The organism is Shewanella sp. HN-41, from assembly GCF_000217915.1.
Taxonomy (GTDB): Bacteria; Pseudomonadota; Gammaproteobacteria; order Enterobacterales; family Shewanellaceae; genus Shewanella.
This window is the reverse complement of the sequence record NZ_AFOZ01000028.1, coordinates 46,805-68,707: the sequence shown is the minus strand read 5'-3', so window position 1 is coordinate 68,707 and position 21,903 is coordinate 46,805. Positions and strand designations below refer to the sequence as shown.

Here is a 21,903-nt window from a genome sequence, read left to right as displayed (position 1 = left end):
AAGGACGAGAATTTACCCAATGAGACAGCTTATCTTGGCCTTTGCGAGTTCAATATCTGATATTTCATCCCATGGGTGGAATGCTGTAATGGGCGAGGCGAACCCCTTCTGTCGCTATGAGTTTCTGTTGGCGCTAGAGCAGAGTCATTCGGCCTGCGCTGCAACGGGTTGGATCCCTAGACATCTGTGTGTATTTGATGCCAGTGGGATTGCCAGTCTCGAGTATGGTGAGATTAACGGCGATAACATGGTCTTGAGTTCGCTGGGCGCCCAGCATTTTATCGATTTACCACTTTTAGCTGTGATGCCCTTATACCAAAAGTCCCACTCCTATGGTGAATATGTGTTCGATTGGGCATGGGCACAGGCCTATGAGCGCCATGATTTGGATTATTATCCCAAGTGGGTGAATGCGATCCCTTTTACCCCAGTGCAGGGGCGGCGACTGGGCATTAAGCCTGAGTTAGCCAATGTGGAGCAAATGCGCATAGCCGAACTCTTGTTACTGACATTAAATCGTCAACTTATGTTAGAGCGGGATGATATCCAGCTGTCTTCGTGGCACAGTTTATTTGTTGAGCCATCGCAAACCCCATTATTTGAGTGTTTGTCGGCTCCGCTCCTAAGGCGTTTGGGTACACAATTCCATTGGCATAATCGGGGTTATCGGGATTTTGAGGACTTTCTGGCGGGGTTTAGCTCGCGCAAGCGTAAAAATATCTTGAAGGAGCGGGCGCAGTTACAGCCGTTTAATCTTAAGTTTCATTTTGTCGAAGGTGGGCAGATTAGCCCTTCGCAATGGCAAACATTTATCCAGTGTTATCAATTAACTTATCTTAAGCGCTCAGGTCATCGGGGTTACTTAACTCCGGCATTTTTTCAGCAATTGGGGGCGCAGTTAGCCGCGCACATCCTACTGTTAGTGGTAGAAGATGCAAAGGGCGAGATGATAGCGGGTGCCTTGTATCTCAAGGGCGAGAATGCCTTAGGGCTGAAATGTTTATATGGACGCTATTGGGGCACGACGGTTGAACTCGACGGCTTACACTTTGAAGCCTGCTATTACCAAGGCATTCAATATTGTATTGAGCATGGCATTTACCTGTTTGATGCCGGCGCGCAGGGTGAGCATAAGGTGCTTCGTGGTTTTGAGCCCGTTGAGATCTATTCCTACCATAACATTGCCCATCCGGGATTTAAGGCGGCGATTGCGGATTTTGTCATGCAGGAAACGGAGCAAATGCAGCAATATATAGTGCAGATGCGAGATATTCTGCCCTATAAAAAAGCGACCTAATGGATTTGTAGATCGCTTCTCAAGCTATTTAACCTCGGTGTATTTAGCGGGTTGTTGTGCAGTGAACTTGGCCGGTTTAGCTAATGGCTAACCAAATACCAACTCCTATCATAAGGCTACCCGCAATACGGTTTAGCCAACGAATATTATCACCACGGCTTAGGAAGAGTCGCAGGCTTTTGCCACCGCTGGCGTAGGCGAGCATGGAAGTAAATTCTGTCATCATAATAATGCTCAGCAATGCGATAAGTTGGGGGGCAACGTCGCGCTCTGCATTGATAAAAGGTGGCAGTAGCGACACCATAAATGCCCATCCCTTAGGATTAGCAATAGCGGTAATAAAACCTTGGGAGATCAAGGTAAAATTGCTGGCTCTGGGGTTAGTGTCATCATCGCTTAACATGGCCATTTTGCCGCGGGCACGCCACATCTGTACGCCGATATAACCTAAATAAATCCCGCCAACCCATTTAAAGATTTGAAATACTTCCGGATAGTTGAGCATTATACTAGCAACACCCATCACGGCAGCGGTGGCGACTAATGCCACACCGACGAGTTCCCCTAACATCATCCACAGGGTGCGACGTACGCCTATACTCATACCCAGAGTCATGGCGAGTGTCATGCACATGCCTGGAGTGATAGAAACAAAGAAGAAAGTCGGGATAAACACCGCGAGTAAGGCAACATCTGGCATGGTTCGGTTCGTCTTGGGTCTACTCTAGAGGGGCGTTAGTGTAATAAAAATGGACGATTTAGCCAATGTGTGACACTTATGTTTAGGCAAGTAACTGTAACTTAGTGTGTAAATCATGCTACAACAATCATAAGCTAACCCTATTGGATACTCGCCAAGTTGCCAGTGGCATAAATAATTGTAAAGTGATGAAACCGTTTATACGAAACTGAGTTTTGGCGTCAGGCTTACTGAGTTTTCCAACTTGGCCTTTCATTCGCTATAGTGATATCGGCACATTAACGGAGTTTATATACGGATTGAAGACACTTTTATCAAGATACCTTCCCGCAAAGGAGGGGCTGTTATCGCTTATACTCGCGGCAGTTCTGTACTACAGCGCAGGTTTTATGGGGCAAACACTCTTTAGTTTGCAACCGTCGAATATCACCCTTATCTGGTTACCTTCGGGCATTGCATTAATCATGTTGCTCATATGGGGTTTTAGAGCCTTGGGGCTGATTTTTATCGGCAGTTTTTTACTCAATATTAAGGGTATGTTACTTCAAAATTCTGTAGCCTTATCTGTGCTGCACACATCGGTGGCGGCTTTAGTCGATGCGCTGGCGCCAACCTTATCTTTATTGTTACTACACCGTTTTTTACCCTATGGTGCCCGTAACGCTAATGATTTACTCAAATTTGTTGTACTGGCTGGGATAGTACCTATTTTATGCTCCAGCGGCCTATTATCGTGGAATTTAGTGCAAGGGCATTACATAGCGCCTTCGGCTTTTTGGGATATGGGGCAAATGTTCTTTTTCGCCGATATACTGGGTATCGTCTTGGTGTATCAGATCTATGCCGGTTGGATAGAAGTGCATTCCCTAAAGATTGAACGCAAGCGCCATATACTGCTACCACTTATTGGCTTACCCCTGTTTTGCATTGTGGGCGTATTGTTTGACTTGGGTTGGTTATTCTATGTTGTTCCTCCGCTTTTAGTGGTCTTAGCCTTCGAAGTCACTCGTTTTTACCTCGCAATATTTAGCAGTTTATCTATGTTGTTTATGATTTTAGCGACGGCGCAAGGTGTTGGGCCATTCATTAACCAAACACAAGTACAGACGAATGCAGAGATGATGGCCTTTGTCTTGTCTTCGGCATTGACCATTTTTGGAGTTTCACTGCAGCGGGCACAGTTGCGGCGTTCTGAAAAAGATAAGCAAACGGCTGAGAAAGAAGCCCAATACGATCCCCTTTCAGGTCTGATGAACCGACGTGCCTTTATGCCGCAACTGGCACAATTGACGACAGAAAATGCATATCAAGGTCGCTGCAGCGTGGCGATGTTGGATTTGGATAACTTTAAAGCGATCAATGATACCTATGGGCATAGAGTGGGTGATAGGGTGATCCAACTGCTGGCGCAGATCATTCATAACCATTGTCGTAGCCAAGATATTGCCGCGCGTTTAGGCGGGGAGGAGTTTGCCTTAGTGCTAAAGGATATCGACGAAGCGCAAGTCTTCCCTTTGCTTGAACGCATTCGCAGCAAGTTGGCGAATATGTCAATTGCCGCAGAGGATCGCACTATTTATTGCACCGTCAGTATTGGTTGGGCGGAAAGAAGTATTGGAGCAGAGGGCGAGGCCCTATTGCACTTAGCCGATAAAGCCCTGTATCAAGCAAAGGCGAAGGGGAAAAATTGCATTGTTAAATTCGAAGCGGCAACAGGCCTAGTCTGAATAGAGGGTTGGATCTCGGTGGGCATGGCGGCATAAGTTGACACGAATATCGTCAATGTATAGGACTGTCCCTGTACTCTGATTAACTTGCTCAGATGGGTTATGTTACTAATATAAAAAAACGGTGCGCAATGGGCACCGTTTTTATCTGAGGAACTTTACAGTACGCCGCGACGCATTTGATCCCGTTCAATCGACTGGAACAGGGCGGTAAAGTTACCTTCACCAAAGCCTAAGTTATTCTTACGTTGAATAATTTCGATAAAAATAGGTCCGAACAGATTCTTAGTGAATATCTGTAATAAATAACCGGATTCATCGCCATCGACTAAAATTTGATGGTGTTTGATACGTTCACGATCCTCAGTGACCTGCGGTAATTTATCGAAAATAGTGTCGTAGTATTCAGGGATAATGTCTAGGCATTGGATTGAACTGCCTTCCATCGCATCTAAGGATTTTACGATATCCCGGCTTCTAAAGGCCAAGTGTTGTACACCTGGGCCATTGTATTCCTTCAGGTATTCATCAATTTGGTTCTTATCGCTGCCTTTACCTTCGTTAATCGGAATACAGAAGCTGCCATCGGGTGAGCGCAGGGCATAGGACACGAGTGCGGTTTGTACGCCGCTGATGTCAAAGTAGCGAACCTCAGTAAAACCAAAGATATTTTTGTAGAAGTTGGCCCAATGTTCCATGGTGCCTTTGTAGACGTTGTTGGTTAAGTGATCGACTTCGATAAAGCCTTTCTCTTGGGTAATGATTTGCTCATCTAAATCTTCAAAATCAGTGGCATAGATATTGTTATCCGCACCGAAGGTGTCGATAAAATAAATCAAGCTGTCGCCAATGCCGTAGATGGCAGGATAGGGCAGATCTTTATTGGCATCATCGGCGGGTTTTGCTCCGCGCTCAACGGCAACCCGATAGGCAAAGCCCGCATCTTCTACACGCCAGCCCATAGAACAAATGGCCGGGCCGTGGGATTTGGCAAATTGAGCCGAAAATCCTTCGCGCTCAGTGTTGAGCAGGAAGTTAATATCATTTTGTTTGTAATAGAGAATGTCTTTGTTCTTGGCTTTTTTCAGCAGGGAAAACCAAAGTCGATAAAGACTTTGTGCATAAAATCGGTATCAGGGCTGGCGAATTCGGTGAATTCGATACCTAATAAGCCCAGTGGATTGAGTTCGCTTGCCATGATCTTTTCCTCGTTTATTTGTTCAACACGCCATCACTCTTATTGCTCCAGAGGGAGCCTTGGTGACTTAGGGCTAGTTTTCTAGCCAAGAGCGGTTGTAGTCTTTGCTCATGCAATTTTGTACATGTTCGGTTAATTTCAGTGGGGCGAAGGTGTCCACCATCACTGCATATTCATAGGTGTCTTTCTTGCCGATAGAGGCTTCGGTGCGACCCGGTTGTGGCCCGTGGGCAACACCTTTTTGATGTAAGGTGATATAACCCGCTTCTATCCCTGTGCGGCTCATAAAATCGCCGTCCACATAATATAGGACCTCATCACTGTCGATATTGTTATGGTAATAGGGTGCTGGAATGGCCTTGGGGTGGAAGTCGTATGGGCGTGGCACAAAATTACACACCACAAAATTATGGGCGGTGAACACTAAGTGATCCGACGGCGGCAAATGAATTTTACCTACCTTAGGGGCGTATTCGGTGATGTTGAATGCCCAAGGGTAGACACAACCGTCCCAACCCACTAAGTCAAAGGGATGCCACTCGAGTGTGGTGAGTTGGTACTTATCGCCAAATTTACACACTAAGGGGAAGGCGCCGCGTTCAACCACTGCCGCTTGTAAACTCGGTACACGAATATCCCGTTCGCAGTAGGGGGCGGATTCGAGCAACTGACCATATTCATTACGAAAATGTTTAGGCACTTCCACCATAGAGAATGCTTCGATCACAAATAAACGTACATTACTGTAATCATTGAATTTAAGCTGATAAGTCGTGCCGCGGGGGATGACTAAGTAATCCCACTTTTGTACGCTAATAGTGCCGTATTCACTCAGGAGTGTGCCTTCACCTTGATGAACAAAAACCACTTCATCGGCGTAGGCGTTACGGTAAAACTCATCGGTATCTGTGGTCACTTTAGCAGTATAAAGGGCCACATCATTGTTATAAAAAATCTTGTTGCGGGCGCTAAAGAAGTTGCCTTCATGATCGGCTTCACGGGAGTCGAGTTTATAGTTCTGCACCAGCGAGTCTTCCCAATTCGCACCATGACTTAGGCTGTAAGGGGCGACTTCCAACGCCTTGGTCGGCATATTGTGGTGGTATTTATTGGAATAAATATTGGAAAAACCATGGGTAGAGAAAAGCTCTTCACGGTATAGCTCGCCGTTTTCCTTTTCAAATGCGATATGGCGCTTTTGGGGTATTTGGCCTTGTTTCACATAAAATGGCATGGTGGATCCTTGATTTAGCAGCAGTATTCTCGATTTAAACGATGGTGTGAGTTGCCCTACATCGCTTGTCGTTATTGTTATGTGATCTTCTTATCAATTTAGTTGCTTAGATGAACAAAAAAAGAATAATAAATCTGTTATCTTAATCTAAAAATAGATGGTATTCTAATCTTTACGAATCGTAGTGTTTACGTGACGGCCAAGGAGTGAACATGCGTATCGATATTGAGGCTTTTAATGTGTTGCAGGTGCTGGTGGAAGAGGGCAGTTTTGCCAAGGCGGCGGATCGGTTACACAAGGCGCAATCGGCGGTGAGTTATCAAGTTAAAAAGTTAGAGGAGCACTTAGGCGTATCGCTTTTTAGTCGCGAACAATACCGGGCAGAATTGACATCAGAAGGACGGGTGATCTTGGCCGAAGGGCAAAGGTTATTGCAACACCTTGCAAATATTGAACATTTAGCTAGTCGTTTTAGTGAGGGCTGGGAGCCCAAGCTGGAATTAGTCATAGATGGAGCCCTACCCATGGAGCCGATAATGACGGCGCTTAAGCGTATGGCGGAGCATCAGATCCCTACAAAAATCCAACTCAATATGGAGTTTTTAGGCGGCGTACAGCATAGATTCGAACGGGATAATGCCGACCTTATGCTGGTGAAAGATTACCGTACTGGCCCTTACTACCATCCGCAGCCGTTGCCCGCAATCACCAGTATTCTCGTGGCGAGTGCATCCCATCCCCTCGCGGTAATTAAAGAAATTAGCTTGCCCGAATTGCAGCAACATGTGGAATTGACCATAGAAGACTCATCACCGAATAAAAGCTATCGGGATGAAATGCAGTTTGGCGGCGATAAAGTGTTTTATCTTTCTGGTTTTATTATGAAGAAAAACGCCTTATTAAAGGGACTGGGCTTTGGTTGGTTGCCGGATTTCTTAGTACAAGAAGAGTTAGCTAAGGGGGAATTAGTTGAAATTGATTTTGTCGGTGGGAGCCGTTACACCTTTATTCCACAGTTAGTTTCGACGTTAGAAAGGCCATTAGGGCGTGCAGGGCAACTCTTTACAGAATTGATTTTAGAGGAGTTTGCTAAGGCAGAGCAGTTTAATGGTGTCGGTTTAGGATAAATTAAGGTGCACGCCGATTGGGCGTGCTACCTGTAAGTTTTATTATCATTAATCGGTAATGATATTGACTATATCGAGAATTTGACGGCTTTTTTCATCTAACTTAATGATAGAACCTTCGACTTGAATGCTGATCCGGCCATCTTTATCTAAAGGAACGACAATACGGCCACGGTCATAGATGTCATAGTCAAGAATATCACCGCGGTGAAGTTTCTTCTGCCAACCCGGTGGCAGGGGCTCTCCACGATCAACTTTTTTCTGTAATCCTGGCGGTAAGTCTTTGTCTTTCTTGCCCTGTTCATTGTCATGTTTAGCAAAGGCTAGCATGGGGGCCATTAGGCTGAATGCTAGGCCTGTGATAATCACTGGGGTTAATTTATTCATCAATGCTCCAAAAGGCGTTTAGTTGATACAGTGACAATAGTTTAGTCTAAATGAATCTTAGCTGAACAGACTATGTCATCGGGTTTATTGGCGGGTCAACATGAGTACCGCCTGCCATTGTTCGGCCGTTACGGGTTGAATGCTAAGCCGAGCTCCCTTAGAGACTAAGTACATATCCGATAGTTGCGGCAGACTTTTAATCAGACTTAAGGGGATAATATGATTAAATTTTTCGACAAAACGAATATCGACTCTAAGCCATCTTGGCTTATCAGGAGCGGACTTAGGGTCGAAATATTTTGATTCGGGATCAAAGGCGCTACTGTCGGGATAGGCCTGTGTCACCACTTCGGCAACCCCCACAACTCCTGGGACCTTGCAACTTGAGTGATAAAAAAACACTTTGTCGCCAATTTGCATGGCGTCACGCATAAAATTACGTGCCTGATAGTTACGAATGCCAAACCAAGCTTCGGTTTGGTTCGGGCAAGCCTTAAGATCATCGATGCTGAATTCATCGGGCTCTGATTTCATAAGCCAATAGTTCATCTTGTTTCCTTCACGGCTCTTGTCAGTTAATCGCTTTAATGCCATTGAGTTTAACTTAATCTCACCTCGTACCCTAATTAACCGTATGTATGGCTATTGTTGGCTTGATTAAGTTGCTGTTCAGATAGCGCGGCTTACCCTGTGGACATCAATGATGTTTGGTATGCCTTATGCAGCTTTCAATGTATTAGACAAAACGTCAATTTCGAGCTGGTTCACTGGCTCTTTGATAACCCAAATCAATGAGGTGCACTATGGTAACTTCAACAATGACGGTAACTTCAACAATGACGTCTGACTGTGGTTTGTACGCTAAATATCTTAAAGATCTTACCGCGGGCGATGTGAGTTTACACCATGATCGCATGTTGGAATTCATCAACGATTTGACCACTCAAGGCTGGTTATTAGCGAATTTTACCTGGGATTATTGGTACAATAACAGTTACTTAGTCGACAAACCCGCCTATATTCGCGATGCAAGTATTGCCCAATGCAAACTGTTGTTAACCGCGATGACACGCTTAGAAGTCTTTAGTCCCGGCGTGTTAGAAAATATGCGTCGCCAAGGTATTTTGCTGGCAATTGTTGAACGGCTCCAAAGTTTGAATGTATCTAAATCGGATACACATTTTGAATTTATCAATCGTTAAACCTATGGCGAATGGATTGCCATATTCTTTAGTCTAATAAGGTGTTTTTTTACTTGTGACCTAATCCGTGGATTGGTTAGTTTGGTGTTCGCTAACCATAATAATAAATGCACGGAGGCCTAAATGTCTGTTTCAACTCACCAAGTAAGTGATTACCTCAAGCCAGTCTCACTCAAATACAGCGAGTTTCGTGGTGTAATAACCCCCGAGCTGGTCGATAAAACCATAGGCCAATATTTGGATGATATTGCTAAAGCTTACCCCGATCAGCTCGCCGTAGTGGTTCACCATCAAAATATTCGTTGGAATTATCGTCAGTATCTCGCGCAAATCGACGCGCTCGCGACGGGGTTGTTGAAGCTTGGGATCAAACCCGGTGATAGGGTGGGGATTTGGTCGCCTAATAATATTGAATGGTGCCTAACCCAATATGCGACCGCTAAAATTGGCGCCATTATGGTATGTATTAATCCTGCTTATCGTCCTGAAGAATTGCAGTATGCCTTAACTAATGTGGGGTGCCGTGCGCTAATTTGTGCCGCTAGGTTTAAATCCAGCAATTACCTCGAAATGCTATACGAATTAGCGCCTGAGCTAACTTCTTGTCCCGCGGGTAAATTACAAGCTAAAGCCGTTCCTGATCTCGAGTTTGTGATCCGCATGGGCGCTGAAAAATCCGTCGGCATGCTGAATTTTGATGACCTGCTCGTCGATGTGACCGCCGATGACAAGGCAACGCTCGAGAGGATAGGTAAGGAATTAAGTCCGCTCGATGCCATTAATATTCAGTTTACATCAGGCACCACGGGCAGCCCGAAAGGCGCGACCCTATCGCACCATAACATTTTGAATAATGGTTATTTAGTCGCAGAGGCGATGAAATTTACCTGTCACGATAAACTTTGCATCCCCGTTCCCTTATACCATTGTTTTGGCATGGTGCTTGGTAACTTAGTGTGTCTAGCTAAGGGGGCTGCGGCCGTGTTCCCAGGGGAGTCCTTTGATCCGCTTATTACCTTGCAAGTTGTTGAAAATGAACGCTGTACTGCCTTACATGGTGTACCAACCATGTTTATTGCCGAACTTGAACACCCAGAATTTACGCGTTTTGATTTGCGTTCTCTGCGAACTGGTGTCATGGCGGGGGCAACTTGTCCAGAAGAGGTGATGCGCCGGGTACAGAACCTGATGTATATGCAGGAGGTACTTATTGGTTACGGCCAGACTGAATGCAGTCCGCTCAATCATATTACTGAAATTGATTCCCCCGTCGAAAAACGGGTGTTGACTGTGGGACGTGCATTGCCCCATACCGAAGTGAAAATCGTCGATGAATTTGGTGAGGTGTTGCCGATTAATCAACCCGGTGAAGTCTGTAGTCGCGGGTATTGCATTATGCAGTGTTATTGGAACGATCCCGACAAAACGGCGGCCACCATTGACAGTGAAGGTTGGTTGCATTCGGGTGATATTGGCCAAATGGATGAGCAAGGCTATGTGCAAATTGTTGGCCGCATTAAAGATATGATCATTCGCGGTGGCGAGAACATTTATCCCCGTGAAATTGAAGAGAAGCTCTACACCCATAAAGATGTTCAGGATGCGGCGGTCTTTGGGGTACAAAGCGATAAATATGGTGAGGAAGTCTGTGCTTGGATCAAGGTTCGCTCAGGGGCAACGATTTCTGAGGCGGATATTCGGCATTTTCTCACCGAGAAGTTTGCCTACTTTAAGGTGCCGCGCTATATCAAATTTGTGGATCAGTATCCTATGACTGTCACTGGTAAAATCCAAAAATTCAAAATGCGTGAGCTTATGTATCAAGAACTACATCAAGACATTAATGCGTAAACGCTACCGCGTTTAACCTGATACTATTTTGATGATGCCCTTTTCAAGCCGCATCATGCGGCTTGAGTTCTATAATTTGTCATAAATCTTCACTTTCCCATAGTGACGACAGGCTTATACTAAACGAGGAGAAGTATTTCTCGATGTTAACGATTACTTAAAGTAGATAAGCCCATTATGGTAAGGAGTTAGTATGGTTAGACGGTGTTTAGCACTCCTTTGTCACGCCTTGTTTTTCATTGGCTTGTCTATGACTGCTGCTAGGGCCGACACCTTAGTGCTGACCTCTTTGCTTTGGCCCCCTTATTCAGGACAACAATTAACGCAGCAGGGCGCGAGTATTGCGGTTACACGAGCGGCACTTAAAGTCATGGGGCACGAATTAAAAGTGGACTTTTATCCCTGGAGTCGCGCGGTTAAATTGGCCACTATGCCTAGCACAGATTACCTAGGTTATTTTCCTGAATACTACTATGAGACTGAAAAGTTTATTTTTTCTAAATCCATTGGCACTAGCCCATTGGGATTGGTTGAGCAAAAATCCCATCCTATCAGTTGGCATCATGTGGCAGATCTTAATCGCTACACTTTAGGTGTCGTAAAAGATTATGTGAACACTGATGTGCTCGATAGCATGATTGTTTCGGGTGTCCAACCCGTAGAAGCCGTCACTTCGGATGAACATAATATTAAAAAAAGTGGCCGCAGGCCGTGTTGATGCAGCAGTAATCGATGTGAATGTGCTGTATTACTTATTGAAACAGAAAACCCTGCAGCCAGTGGTCGATAAGCTTCAAATCAATCGGCAGCTTCTTGCAAATAAACAGCTTTATATTGCCTTTAGAAACAATGATGAAGGTCGTCGTTGGCGGGACATAGTCGATCGCGGGCTAGCACAAATTGATGCCGAAACCTTAGCCAATGATCTGCTCTACCATGATGACGCTGTTACTGAATAGTGATTTTGTATTTACTCAAATTCGTTGAAATTTCTTTTGCCAGTGAAATAAGATCTTCACTGGTGCTTTGAGTTTGTTCGGCACTGGATTGAACCGTTTGCCCTAAGGTCTGGAATCCATGGACGAAGTCTTTTGCTTTCGATGTGTGATGCTGCGATAAAGACACCTGTTGAGACGCTTCTTTACTGGTATCGGCTAAAGATAAAATGACTTGTCGTCCATTACCCAGACTTGTCACTAAGGTGTTCGTTAAGACAACAGATTGCTGAGCCTTCTCTCTATTATTATTCATATTATCAACGGCTTCTTTGATTGAACCGACAATCCCTTCAAGCAAAGCGTTAATTTCATTCGTTGATTGCGCCGTTCTTATCGCAAGGGTACGCACCTCATCTGCAACCACAGCAAACCCTCGTCCTGACTCTCCAGCCCTTGCGGCTTCAATTGCGGCATTTAGTGCTAATAGATTTGTTTGGGATGCGATATTCGCGATGGTTTCCACCACATTTGATACTTGGCTTCCCGATGACTGCAATGAGACGAGAATGGAGGACGTGGTTTCAATATCGTTCGAAAGTGCATTAATACTTTCAGAGGCGAGTCGCACTTGAATTTGACCCTCGGCCATATTTGCGGCGCCTTGCTCTGCAAAATGTGCAGCGGATTCTGAATGATTTAGACTCTGTTGCATGTAAGTTTCTAAGTCATCCATGATATGAATCAAGCTCTCAATTCCGTCACTCAGATTAGTCACAGCTTGATTTGATGATGAGGTGCTTTTGCTTAGCTGTATCACAGCGGCATCAATGTGTTGGACCACATTGCGCATATCCAACATTCCACCATTAAACATGCTAACCAAGCCATTAACACTGGTTGCGACTGTGTTTATCTCTGTCACATTCTCATCAGGGAGTATTTGAGTCAGATCCCGCATTCTCGAAATATCGATTAGCTTAGTGGCCAAGAGTTGGATAGGTTTTGCTATCTGCTTCTGGGCAACGATATAGGCAGCAATAGCAACAAAAACCATCACAAACACTAATAAAAAAATGAGCAGCGTATTGTTTTCCAAGCTCGCTTCTATATTTCTTGAGCGAGATTTGGCATTTTCAGACACCTCAATGGCGAGCAAATCTAATGAATCATTCAATTGTTTAGCAGCCATGCTCAAAGAATTCAGATTTTCCCGTGCTAAATCCCAATCGACTGATTGGTCACCCATCACATCCGCGAGAGAAATTAATGCTTGATGCAGGCCTGCAAATTCTTTAGTGAGCTGTTTATTCTGAATGTCAGCTAACTTTGTTTGTTCTATCTGGAGTTGTTGTTCAAGCTGTTGCTTTAGCTGGTTAAAATCATTTATATCAAGCGTAGTGCCGTACAACGAGTATCCGGCAAGCACTTGTTCTTTAGCGATATGCTGAAGTTTGGAAATAGCGTCTAAGGTTGGAAGTGTATTTTCAATAAATTCGCTGACATTATTTTTTATATTCTTGTTGCTACTCGCCAATAAACCAGATGTTATCAACGTCACACAGAGTATTGCGGCATAACCGAGAAAGATATTTGATTTTATCGACTTTAAAAACAATAACATATGTAATCTCTCTTCTAATTGGCTATCAAGCCTTAACACTATTCACAGAGTATAATCTTAGCGTGTAAAGAAATATTTGAGCGCATGCTCGCTCATTAACTGCATTGTTTCCTGTGACTGGCCCGTCTGAGCATATGTTTTTAATCCAATCACTAAAGCCTGAAACTCTTTCGCCATTACCCGTGGATCTTGGTCTAACAATTTGCCTTGCTGTTGTAGGTGTAAGAAAAGTTCAAAAAAAGCATTTTCCATTCGAACTAATTGCTGCTTTGCAAGTATGGCGAGGGAATGCCCTTCATCTCCAAGCTCGGCAATGGTTTTCACTAGCATGCAAACATGGCTAGGTTCATCCCCACCTCTATTCACGGCAAGAAGTAAAAATTGTGCTAACGATTTTTCGGCATCACCCGTCTCTTCAAAACATTGCTGTAATGCTTGATATCCCTCATCGGCATATCGCGTTAGTGCCGCGCTATAGAGCTGTGACTTATCACCAAAACTGGCGTAGAGACTACCAGGACGTAAATCTACTGCTTGTTGTAGATCACGCATTGAAGTGCCATTGAACCCTTTTTGCCAAAATAATAATTTTGCAGCGTCAATAACCTTATCACGCTCAAACTTAAATGGTTTCACCTTTAAAGGCCTCACTTGAACATTTGCTCAATAATAGCTTGAACGATCGTTCAATTGCAATTATATTCAACTGCATATGCAGTTAAATTTCGGAGATAAATGATGTCGTCTTACATGCTACATACTCTTGAAACAGCACCCGCGGCAAGCCTACCTTTCTTAGAAAAATCCTTGAAAGGCTTTGGAAGCATTCCAAACTTACATGCGGTGATGGCTGAATCACCCAAAGTGCTGGAAGCCTATCAAACCCTACATGAGTTATTTAACCAGAGTTCACTCAATGCAATCGAAAAAACCATTGTGTGGCAAACCATTAATATTGAACACCAATGCCATTACTGCGTCCCTGCACATACCGCCATTGCTCATATGATGAAAATTGATAGCACTATCATTGACGCTCTGACTCATAAGCGCCCATTACCCACCCACGAACAGCAAGTTTTACGGGAAACAACGCTAGCCCTAGTGAGAAACAGAGGTCAATTAAGCCATGAGCAGAAACAAGCTTTTTTTGATGCGGGTTATACGAAGCAACAGCTACTAGAGATCGTACTTGGGATTAGCCAAAAAGTGATGAGTAACTATATAAATCATATTGTAGATACCCCATTGGATGACGCTTTTAAGGCATTTCGTTAAGCAATAAAAATTTTTGCAAGTAAACACCTTGAATTAAGGTCTATTTTGCTAGATTTAGGTAATAAGATTAGGTACTGGATGTTAACCCATTATATTTCAACAATAGACCAAGGAGTTGCATTTCTTGCGCGGCTCAAGGAACATGAATACTGTCAACTTGCAGACGGGATCCCCAGCTCCATCGGTAGTCATACCCGCCATATTTTGGATCATTTTATATCCTTACAAACGAGTCTTGATACTGGGGTTGTTGATTATGAAGTGCGGCAACGAGGAGCGTTACTTGAGACCTCACTAACTGAGGCATTAAGCCAATTTGCTGAGGTAAGACGCTGGATTTTAGGTCTTAATGCGATGACGATAACAAAAATTGTGCGTGTGAATGCCGATATTGGGATCCATGAGTCGCATATTATCCAAGTTGATAGCACCCTGTCTCGAGAATTGATGTTCGCCTGTAGTCACGCCATTCATCACTATTCGACATTAAAAACGATATATCAGTTAATGGGTGGGGTGACTTCCGCTGAATTTGGCTTAGCCCCCTCGACGGCAAGTTTCAATAGAAATCAATGTGCACATTAACTTGGTTAATCACCCCTGAGGGGTATGAAGTTTTTTTTAATCGGGATGAGCAAAAAGTACGTCCTCAAGCGATACCGCCAACATGGGATCCTGCTCTCAAGGCCATTTTTCCAATTGATCCCCAAGGAGGGGGCACATGGATAACCTTAACTCAACGGGGAGAGGTTTTTTGTCTCCTCAACAATTACCAAGCAGCGAAGCATTTTTCTGCGGCTAGCCCAGCCTTGAGCCGAGGTTCGATCATTCCCACCATACTCAAGCTTGATGGCCCTATTGATGCGAGAGCCCAAGCTCTGCCATTAACCCGTCTAGCTCCTTTTTTACTCTGTTATTTCCCTGCCCATGTGCAAGATGATAGGGATATACAAGTCGTCAGTTGGGATGGCCTAAATTTAACAACACAAACAGCAGTCTCACCCATCACCTCATCCGGCGTCATGCTAAAGGAAGTTCGTCGCTGTCGGCAAGAAAGCTACCAAAGGATCGATGGGCATCGCCAAGGGCACTTAACTTACCATCAGTCTCACTATGGTCATCCGTCTGCACACAGCGTATGCATGCATAGGGAAGATGCGAATACCGTCAGCCTGAGCCATATTATGGTCAACGCAGCAACAATGCGGTTTGATTACTACTCAGGATCGCCTTGTCAAAATATGACTCCAACGGCGTTAATGCTGTCATGATATAACCTAAGCACACCGACGGATCAGCGATCTCAACCGGCACAACAGGACAGCTGTTTGATAGTAGGCTGATGTTTAACGCCTACAGTGACTGATTGAATACAGCGTTGATTTACTCTCCTAGATTGTACACAAGCATTTGAATCAACAGACGTTGATTCAAAAACGCTTTAGCACCTAACGTGACCTAACGTGAGTATCAATGGGTAACAAACCACCGTTAGCCATTGTGCTTTTGTAAGTATGCGTCCGCCCCTTGTCCCAGATACAATTTCAATAATCGCTCCGGAGCCTTAGGTAAATCCACGCTTAATAATAATCCCGGCGTATCGGCAAAATTAGGGTCAATACCGACACAATAGAACCGAGCACCGAGTTGGTGGTATTGCTTTACCAGTACCGGCAAACCTTTGCCATCGGGTTCAATTTGCTTAACTAATAATTCCAACACTTCAATATCGTTAGGATGATTCGCCAAGTAATGCTGAATATCAGCAGGAACCTTTAGATCGAATGGTTTTTTGGCCTTAACCTGTGGCGATGCTGTCACCAGAAATTGTTCGATTAAGATTACGCTCAAAGGGGTGTATTGCTTACTCAATGACACTGTGCCGTACAAGGTTCGGTAGCGAGGGAATTTACACACAAAAGCACCAATCCCTTTGAAGAGTAACAGTAATCCATGAAAGCTCCGCTGATGGCTGGCGATCACAAATGAGCGACCCATTTCAAGGCATGGTTGAACTTGATTAATAAATTCGGCGCTGAAGTCGAACATACGACTTAAATACAAGGGTGCAATATCACCCCGTGCCAATAAGTTATCGGTTTGGCCCATACGATAAGCCCCGATGATCGCCTTGGTTTGGCTGTCATACACAAATAGATGTGTGTAAGTATCATCGAAAGCATCACCATCTTGAGGTAGGCCACTACCTTCATCAAACAATCTAAAATTCTCTTCACGCAGGCGCCTGATCTCTTCGATGACGAATGGGCATTGCGCCCTTGAGGCATAGTAGACCTCAAAATGCTTATACCGGAGCAGACATTGCTCATCTGGTAATTGGCTTATCTCAGCCTGCAAATTTTCGGCTAATTGAGGGGATGCTAAGGGTAACAGCACTGGCGTTTGATACGTTGACCATTGGTATTGATACTCTGGGGCCTGCAAATATGTCAGTAAACGGGCAATGTCAGTTGTCATTTGGGATTTCTCTAAAAAAGGGGGAAATAAGACCGGCTGACCTAAGGTTATCTCAACGGTTCGACCTTTGCTTTTAAGCATTTCTTTGATTAGCAGTAGCATTCTAAAACGAAAGTAAATTTCCCCCATTAAATAGAACACGTTGCTATTTTTTCCAGAGATAAAGCAGGGGATTATCGGGGCTTTCGTATTGGCGGCAAGCGACCCCGCCATACGATTCCATTGATGATCAGTCACTTGACCATCGCTATTGGGATAGCTAACTCGGCCAGCAGGAAAGAGTACTAAGAGTCCCCCTTTGTCCAAATGTGCCTTGCAAGCCCTTAATGATTGAGCATTGCCCTTTGCTCCTGGAGCTAGGGGATTGGTAAATATAAAAAATCAGCTAATTCAGGAATAATTTTCAACGCTTGATTAGCAAGTATTTTGACATCACTCCTGCTTGAAGATAATAAGGACGCGAGAATAACACCTTCAATGCCGCCATAAGGATGATTAGCAACAACAATCGCAGCACCATGCTGTGGAATACGCATCGATAAATCTAACGGTGAGTTAATCTCCAACTCAAAAATTTCTACGAAACGCGCAGCGAAGGCTTCCTTTGTTAATCCCTTCATTGCGGAACGTTCATACAGGCGATTGAGCTGGCTAATGCCTAAAAGATGATCGAGCCCAATCATACATAACTTAGTCAAAAAAGTGCTTTGGGGTAATAGATTGTTAAGACTCAACTGCGGCATACATCATATATCCTATGGTAAAAAACATAACTCATTCAGGCAGAGCATTCATATCTCAGTGATGGCCGGAGCATTAGCCTTTTGGTATAGAAATGCTAAAAAATCAGCGGATTGAAGTGGCTTACTGTAGTGGTAGCCTTGAATCACATCACATTGGTACTGATTTAATATCTCAAGCTGCTCACTGTATTCGACCCCCTCGGCAATAATTTCTAATGATAAATTCTTCGCAAGCTGACAGATGCTCAATACTATCGATTGGGCGGAGGTATCTAGATGAAGATGTTTAATAAAGGATTGATCTATCTTTAATTTATCGACTGGGAATTGACGTAAATAAGCCAATGACGAGTAACCCGTGCCAAAATCATCAATGGCAAGTGATACGCCAATCTTCTTCAATTCATTTAGCACATGGAGGCTAGTAAGATGATTTTCCATCATCATACCCTCGGTAATTTCGAGCTCTAATGTATGGGGTGGAATATGATAATGCGCCAATAGCTCAGTAACTTGTGTGACAAAGTCTGGTTGGATAAATTGCCTTGGGGAAATATTGACGGCCAAACAAAATGAACTGTGTCCCATTGCTTGCCATGCCGCCAAGTTTTTGCAGGCTTGCTCTAAGATCCACTTGCCTAACGGCAAGATAAAACCACTCTGCTCAGCTAAGGGAATGAACTCGGCGGGTGATATGACGCCCATATCCGAGTGCCAACGGATTAACGTTTCGGCCCCCATTAAACAGCCACTCTTAAGATGCAACTGAGGTTGAAAAACTAACCTACATTCACCGCGCCCAATCGCATTCACCAGACGTTGCTTCAGATCCTGTTGACGCTTATGTAGCGAGCCCAGTTGATGATCGAAGTAGCTAACGGTTGATAATTGCTGATTATGATCTACGGCAATTTGAGCATGTAACAGCAACTCGTTCGCGTTTTTACTGCAACGAGGATATTCGGTAACACCCAACTGCAACTGTATATGGATCTCTCCAAGATCGGTTTCTATCGTTTTTTCAAATCGTTTTTGAAGTTGAGCCAGAAATGATCGTAAACTTTCAGATGAATTAACATCTTCAATCAATAGGCTGAAACTCGCATCGGCAATATGAAACAAGTTTACCTGACAGGTGAGTTGTTTTTTGTTTTACTGAATAACCGCTCAAGTTCATGTGCTACACAGATAATGGCTTCTGTTGCACCTGAAAGACCAAAGTCTCCGACTAACTTTGAGTAATGAGTCACTTCCACCAGCACTAAACTAAATGCTATTTCAGCTTCAATGGCAGCCTCGACATGCTGCAAAAAACTGACGCGATTATTTAAACCAGATAAATCATGATGATATGCTTTATAGTGTAAATTATTTTCAGCTATTTTTTGCTCAGTGATATCCTGCATGTGAATATCAAAAGCCTGTTGGTCTTTCAACCAATGTATTTCATAAGTGAGAAATGCACTATCCACATAATGTTGAAACGTTTGTACTGGCGGGACACTGCTCTTTGTCTCTTCAAGCTGTCGTTTAATTTCACTCGCAAGAAGGGCCAATGGCGTTTCGGGTAAATTGAGAGTCTTAAGTAAAATGAGAGTGGCAGGATTATGGTAAAGCACTTCTAAGTCACTGTTTAATGTCAGTACAGGATGGGGATTTCGCTGTGGAAACATAGCTAAACGCTCATTAGCTATGCTTAATTCGATATAATTTTTAATATAACGCCCCAATATAATCGAAATCCCAAATAACCCCAGGCTGAAAATAATCACGCTCCATGCCGTTGTGGATAGCTGTTGCTTTGTCGCGCTGTAGCCTTCTGAAACATGATGATTCACATTAGACATCAAAGCATTAAGCTGGGGTTCCATCAAACGCCTTTGCTCACTAATCTTTTCTAGCTGCTCGCGAGCCTGATCCCAGTCGATACTGCCACTGGACATGTTTAGATGAAATGCTTGACTCAGCTGTTGAATCGCTTGCAGTTCACGCATCAAATCCAGCTGAATAGTAAGGTTAGTATTAATATCTTTAAGTAACTCAATTTTTTGATATAAAACCTGACTGCGAGAGAGATAATTATTTTGATAAAGCTCGGGTTTAATTGTGGCGTAGTACTCGTAAAGTACACGTTCTTGTTCACTCAAATTTAAAGCGATATCTCGAGCGATACTCAAGCTAGGCAGTTGTTTCTCGACTAACGTTGTCGTGGTTTGTTTAACGTCCTCCATACCAATATAAACCGACCAAGCCAAACCAAGACCAATCATTGCCACCAGTCCATACAGAAAAAATGACAAAAATTGCAGCCTTTTTACTCGATTTGCCATATTAAAATCCCTGTGAAAATTAGCACCAGCAAGTACGATGGAGAACGCTGCTAATAGCTGTAACAATCTTGCCCATAGTTGTATTTAATGACTAATATAAGACTAGCTCTAAATAATAATCCGTAAATCAAAAACATATAACAAACTTAACGCAATTCAATAAAGTGGAAATCCGTTATGCCACCGATAGGAAAAACGCTTTTACAACAGCTTCAAATGAATCTACTTGCAATGATCAGTCTCGTCGTCGCTCTGAGTAGTCTCAGCTATAACACTTGGCGTAATGAGCAAACCGAAGCGAATCGAAACCAACGCACAGCTGCTTTTGAGATGATCCACAAACTCAACGAGTTACAAGAAATCGTATTTTATTTGCATTACGACAAAGATATCGATAATAAAGGAAATCCTCGTAGGGGTTGGGTTACCCTTCTAACAATCAAAGATTTAGCTCAAATCATGCAAGAACCCATTCCGCAACAAGCCGAAAATCTAGCTTTAGTCTGGCAATAAAACTGGGCATCTCTCGAACAGGATAAACTAAGTCTAGAGCGTGTGACCAACGAAATTGACCGACTCCGCCATACCTCGCTAAACGTCTTAACTACCCTCAAGTAGAATCATCTCTTCAAATCTTAAGCTACAAAATAGCGGTTTAGTAAGCGAGTCAGTATCTTCCATAATGAAATATCTTTTTTGATATTTTTTTTAACATCGCGTTTAAGACCTAGACGTTGCTCACGAATGCTTCGGCGCTCATCGGCGCGATTCGCCACCTCGGCAAATTTATGTCGTTGTTCAAGCGTCATGCTCGCCATAAAACTGCGAAAAGGGATCTTGGGTGGCATAGCCGCCGAATTAGTCTTTGGTGTACTACACATAATTTGCACTTCCAATGGTTAATCATTCATCTAATGATCAAGACCCGCTACAAGAGAGAATCCTTTCACACTGATGATACTTTTATCAGCAGTTGAGGTTAGAGCTTCTCTAACAAATTGAAATAAATGGTAATGCTTTTTACTGATTCCTGCGTAACGACATGACCACTATGTCACTAGCGCTATACTCACTCAGCTTATTCAAATAAATATCGATATTGAACAATTGTTCAATTACATATAGAATCGTAGCACAAAGTTTATAAAACGCCATAAACTCAATAAGTAAGTGTGCTAGCAGAACTCGCGTCACAACGTGCGCACCATTCAATTGGATTTGATATGTACAATGACCACCTCAAACTGCGCACTGTCCGTTACCAAAAACTCGTCGCTTTGTATCATGCTGATTTATTTCGTTTTGCTTATTGGTTGAGTAAAGACAAAAATGCAGCAGAAGAGATCATCCAAGAATCCTATTTGAGGGCTTGGAAATATCTCGATAAGCAACTTGACGAAAATGCTGAAAAATCATGGTTGCTTACTATCGTTAGAAGAGAAAATGCACGTTACTTCAGTAGGAAAACATTAGATATTGATGACGTAGAGCAGAATGACTTAGTTGATACGAGTTCTCTCTCAGTAGAACAAAATGCCGAATACGAAAATATCAGGAATCAAATAGCACTTCTCGCGCCTGAGTACAGGGAGCCCTTAATCATGCAAGTATTATTGGGTTTGAGTAGTCACGAAATTGCAGAGCAGCTGATGCTAACAACCAATACTGTAAACACACGATTATTTCGGGCTCGAGAGCAACTCAAACATTGTCTTTCTTGAGCCAACGAAATTTGACAATGGCTTTATCAGAGTTAACTCTAACTCGCTTTCAATTCAAATTATCTAAAATA

Annotated in this window: 21 protein-coding genes and 2 pseudogenes; 11 read left to right on the top strand and 12 right to left on the bottom strand. The window is 43.5% G+C overall.

Annotated features, from left to right (window positions below; translation table 11 throughout):
- Window positions 1-19: 19 nt before the first annotated feature.
- Window positions 20-1,297 carry a GNAT family N-acetyltransferase gene (locus SOHN41_RS10985; protein WP_037458888.1) on the top strand — a complete coding sequence of 426 codons (1,278 nt, stop codon included), beginning with the start codon at window positions 20-22 and terminating at the stop codon, window positions 1,295-1,297.
- A 76-nt stretch (window positions 1,298-1,373) separates the two neighbouring features.
- Here the strand turns inward: SOHN41_RS10985 and SOHN41_RS10980 are convergent, their stop codons facing one another.
- Window positions 1,374-1,997 carry a LysE family translocator gene (locus SOHN41_RS10980; protein WP_007648855.1) on the bottom strand — a complete coding sequence of 208 codons (624 nt, stop codon included), beginning with the start codon at window positions 1,995-1,997 and terminating at the stop codon, window positions 1,374-1,376.
- A 299-nt stretch (window positions 1,998-2,296) separates the two neighbouring features.
- On the opposite strand from SOHN41_RS10980, the gene SOHN41_RS10975 reads away from it, so the two are divergent.
- Window positions 2,297-3,724, top strand: a complete 1,428-nt coding sequence (locus SOHN41_RS10975; protein WP_037458886.1) for a diguanylate cyclase — start codon at window positions 2,297-2,299, stop codon at window positions 3,722-3,724.
- A 158-nt stretch (window positions 3,725-3,882) separates the two neighbouring features.
- Here the strand turns inward: SOHN41_RS10975 and hppD are convergent.
- Both hppD and SOHN41_RS10965 read right to left on the bottom strand, forming a co-directional pair.
- Window positions 3,883-4,922, bottom strand: a pseudogene (gene hppD, locus SOHN41_RS10970) (4-hydroxyphenylpyruvate dioxygenase).
- Between the two features lie 73 nt (window positions 4,923-4,995).
- Window positions 4,996-6,156, bottom strand: a complete 1,161-nt coding sequence (locus SOHN41_RS10965) for a homogentisate 1,2-dioxygenase (protein WP_007648847.1) — start codon at window positions 6,154-6,156, stop codon at window positions 4,996-4,998.
- Window positions 6,157-6,368: 212 nt separating this feature from the next.
- On the opposite strand from SOHN41_RS10965, the gene SOHN41_RS10960 reads away from it, so the two are divergent.
- Window positions 6,369-7,283 carry a LysR family transcriptional regulator gene (locus SOHN41_RS10960; RefSeq protein ID WP_007648845.1) on the top strand — a complete coding sequence of 305 codons (915 nt, stop codon included), beginning with the start codon at window positions 6,369-6,371 and terminating at the stop codon, window positions 7,281-7,283.
- Window positions 7,284-7,331: 48 nt separating this feature from the next.
- On the opposite strand, the gene SOHN41_RS10955 is transcribed toward SOHN41_RS10960, so the two are convergent.
- On the bottom strand, window positions 7,332-7,670 hold the full coding sequence (locus SOHN41_RS10955) for a hypothetical protein (protein WP_007648843.1): 339 nt from the start codon (window positions 7,668-7,670) through the stop codon (window positions 7,332-7,334).
- Between the two features lie 84 nt (window positions 7,671-7,754).
- Window positions 7,755-8,219 carry an EVE domain-containing protein gene (locus SOHN41_RS10950; protein WP_037458883.1) on the bottom strand — a complete coding sequence of 155 codons (465 nt, stop codon included), beginning with the start codon at window positions 8,217-8,219 and terminating at the stop codon, window positions 7,755-7,757.
- Between the two features lie 254 nt (window positions 8,220-8,473).
- On the opposite strand from SOHN41_RS10950, the gene SOHN41_RS10945 reads away from it, so the two are divergent.
- The 3 genes and pseudogenes from SOHN41_RS10945 to SOHN41_RS10935 all read left to right on the top strand — a co-directional run bounded on the left by SOHN41_RS10945 (window position 8,474) and on the right by SOHN41_RS10935 (window position 11,682).
- On the top strand, window positions 8,474-8,872 hold the full coding sequence (locus SOHN41_RS10945; protein ID WP_237703917.1) for a DUF6508 domain-containing protein: 399 nt from the start codon (window positions 8,474-8,476) through the stop codon (window positions 8,870-8,872).
- A 123-nt stretch (window positions 8,873-8,995) separates the two neighbouring features.
- Window positions 8,996-10,723 (top strand): AMP-binding protein, encoded by a 1,728-nt coding sequence (locus SOHN41_RS10940; RefSeq protein ID WP_007648835.1) that lies wholly within the window; start codon window positions 8,996-8,998, stop codon window positions 10,721-10,723.
- Between the two features lie 250 nt (window positions 10,724-10,973).
- Window positions 10,974-11,682: pseudogene (locus SOHN41_RS10935) on the top strand (substrate-binding periplasmic protein).
- Here the strand turns inward: SOHN41_RS10935 and SOHN41_RS10930 are convergent.
- Window positions 11,672-13,282, bottom strand: coding sequence for a methyl-accepting chemotaxis protein (locus tag SOHN41_RS10930; protein WP_007648828.1), 1,611 nt, complete (start codon window positions 13,280-13,282; stop codon window positions 11,672-11,674). The pseudogene SOHN41_RS10935 and the gene SOHN41_RS10930 overlap by 11 nt on opposite strands.
- A 57-nt stretch (window positions 13,283-13,339) precedes the next feature.
- The gene (locus SOHN41_RS10925) at window positions 13,340-13,918 is read right to left on the bottom strand and encodes a TetR/AcrR family transcriptional regulator (protein WP_007648826.1); all 579 of its coding nucleotides are present in this window, start codon (window positions 13,916-13,918) and stop codon (window positions 13,340-13,342) included.
- A 102-nt stretch (window positions 13,919-14,020) separates the two neighbouring features.
- Here SOHN41_RS10925 and SOHN41_RS10920 point away from each other — a divergent pair, with 102 nt between their 5' ends.
- The 3 genes from SOHN41_RS10920 (at window position 14,021) to SOHN41_RS10910 (ending at window position 15,831) form a co-directional block, all read left to right on the top strand.
- The gene (locus SOHN41_RS10920) at window positions 14,021-14,560 is read left to right on the top strand and encodes a carboxymuconolactone decarboxylase family protein (protein WP_037458881.1); all 540 of its coding nucleotides are present in this window, start codon (window positions 14,021-14,023) and stop codon (window positions 14,558-14,560) included.
- Between the two features lie 78 nt (window positions 14,561-14,638).
- Window positions 14,639-15,145 (top strand): hypothetical protein, encoded by a 507-nt coding sequence (locus tag SOHN41_RS10915; RefSeq protein WP_007648824.1) that lies wholly within the window; start codon window positions 14,639-14,641, stop codon window positions 15,143-15,145.
- Window positions 15,133-15,831 (top strand): NRDE family protein, encoded by a 699-nt coding sequence (locus SOHN41_RS10910; RefSeq protein ID WP_007648823.1) that lies wholly within the window; start codon window positions 15,133-15,135, stop codon window positions 15,829-15,831. Before SOHN41_RS10915 ends, SOHN41_RS10910 begins: the two co-directional genes overlap by 13 nt.
- Window positions 15,832-16,051: 220 nt before the next feature.
- On the opposite strand, the gene SOHN41_RS10905 is transcribed toward SOHN41_RS10910, so the two are convergent.
- From SOHN41_RS10905 to SOHN41_RS10895, 4 genes are read right to left on the bottom strand one after another with little or no spacing between them, the layout of a single operon-like run.
- Window positions 16,052-17,344, bottom strand: a complete 1,293-nt coding sequence (locus tag SOHN41_RS10905) for a lysophospholipid acyltransferase family protein (RefSeq protein WP_007648822.1) — start codon at window positions 17,342-17,344, stop codon at window positions 16,052-16,054.
- Between the two features lie 50 nt (window positions 17,345-17,394).
- On the bottom strand, window positions 17,395-17,781 hold the full coding sequence (locus SOHN41_RS19625; protein ID WP_007648821.1) for a hypothetical protein: 387 nt from the start codon (window positions 17,779-17,781) through the stop codon (window positions 17,395-17,397).
- 48 nt (window positions 17,782-17,829) lie between these two features.
- A complete protein-coding gene (locus tag SOHN41_RS10900) occupies window positions 17,830-18,903 on the bottom strand; it encodes a putative bifunctional diguanylate cyclase/phosphodiesterase (protein WP_007648820.1) in 1,074 nt (357 codons plus the stop codon).
- Between the two features lie 2 nt (window positions 18,904-18,905).
- Entirely contained in the window at window positions 18,906-20,111 is a 1,206-nt protein-coding gene (locus SOHN41_RS10895; RefSeq protein WP_037458880.1) for a GGDEF domain-containing protein, read from the bottom strand.
- Between the two features lie 177 nt (window positions 20,112-20,288).
- Here SOHN41_RS10895 and SOHN41_RS10890 point away from each other — a divergent pair, with 177 nt between their 5' ends.
- Window positions 20,289-20,624, top strand: a complete 336-nt coding sequence (locus SOHN41_RS10890) for a hypothetical protein (RefSeq protein ID WP_007648818.1) — start codon at window positions 20,289-20,291, stop codon at window positions 20,622-20,624.
- Between the two features lie 122 nt (window positions 20,625-20,746).
- On the opposite strand, the gene SOHN41_RS10885 is transcribed toward SOHN41_RS10890, so the two are convergent.
- The gene (locus SOHN41_RS10885; RefSeq protein ID WP_139058370.1) at window positions 20,747-20,992 is read right to left on the bottom strand and encodes a hypothetical protein; all 246 of its coding nucleotides are present in this window, start codon (window positions 20,990-20,992) and stop codon (window positions 20,747-20,749) included.
- A gap of 342 nt (window positions 20,993-21,334) precedes the next feature.
- On the opposite strand from SOHN41_RS10885, the gene SOHN41_RS10880 reads away from it, so the two are divergent.
- Window positions 21,335-21,832, top strand: a complete 498-nt coding sequence (locus SOHN41_RS10880) for a sigma-70 family RNA polymerase sigma factor (protein ID WP_007648816.1) — start codon at window positions 21,335-21,337, stop codon at window positions 21,830-21,832.
- Window positions 21,833-21,903: the final 71 nt, after the last annotated feature.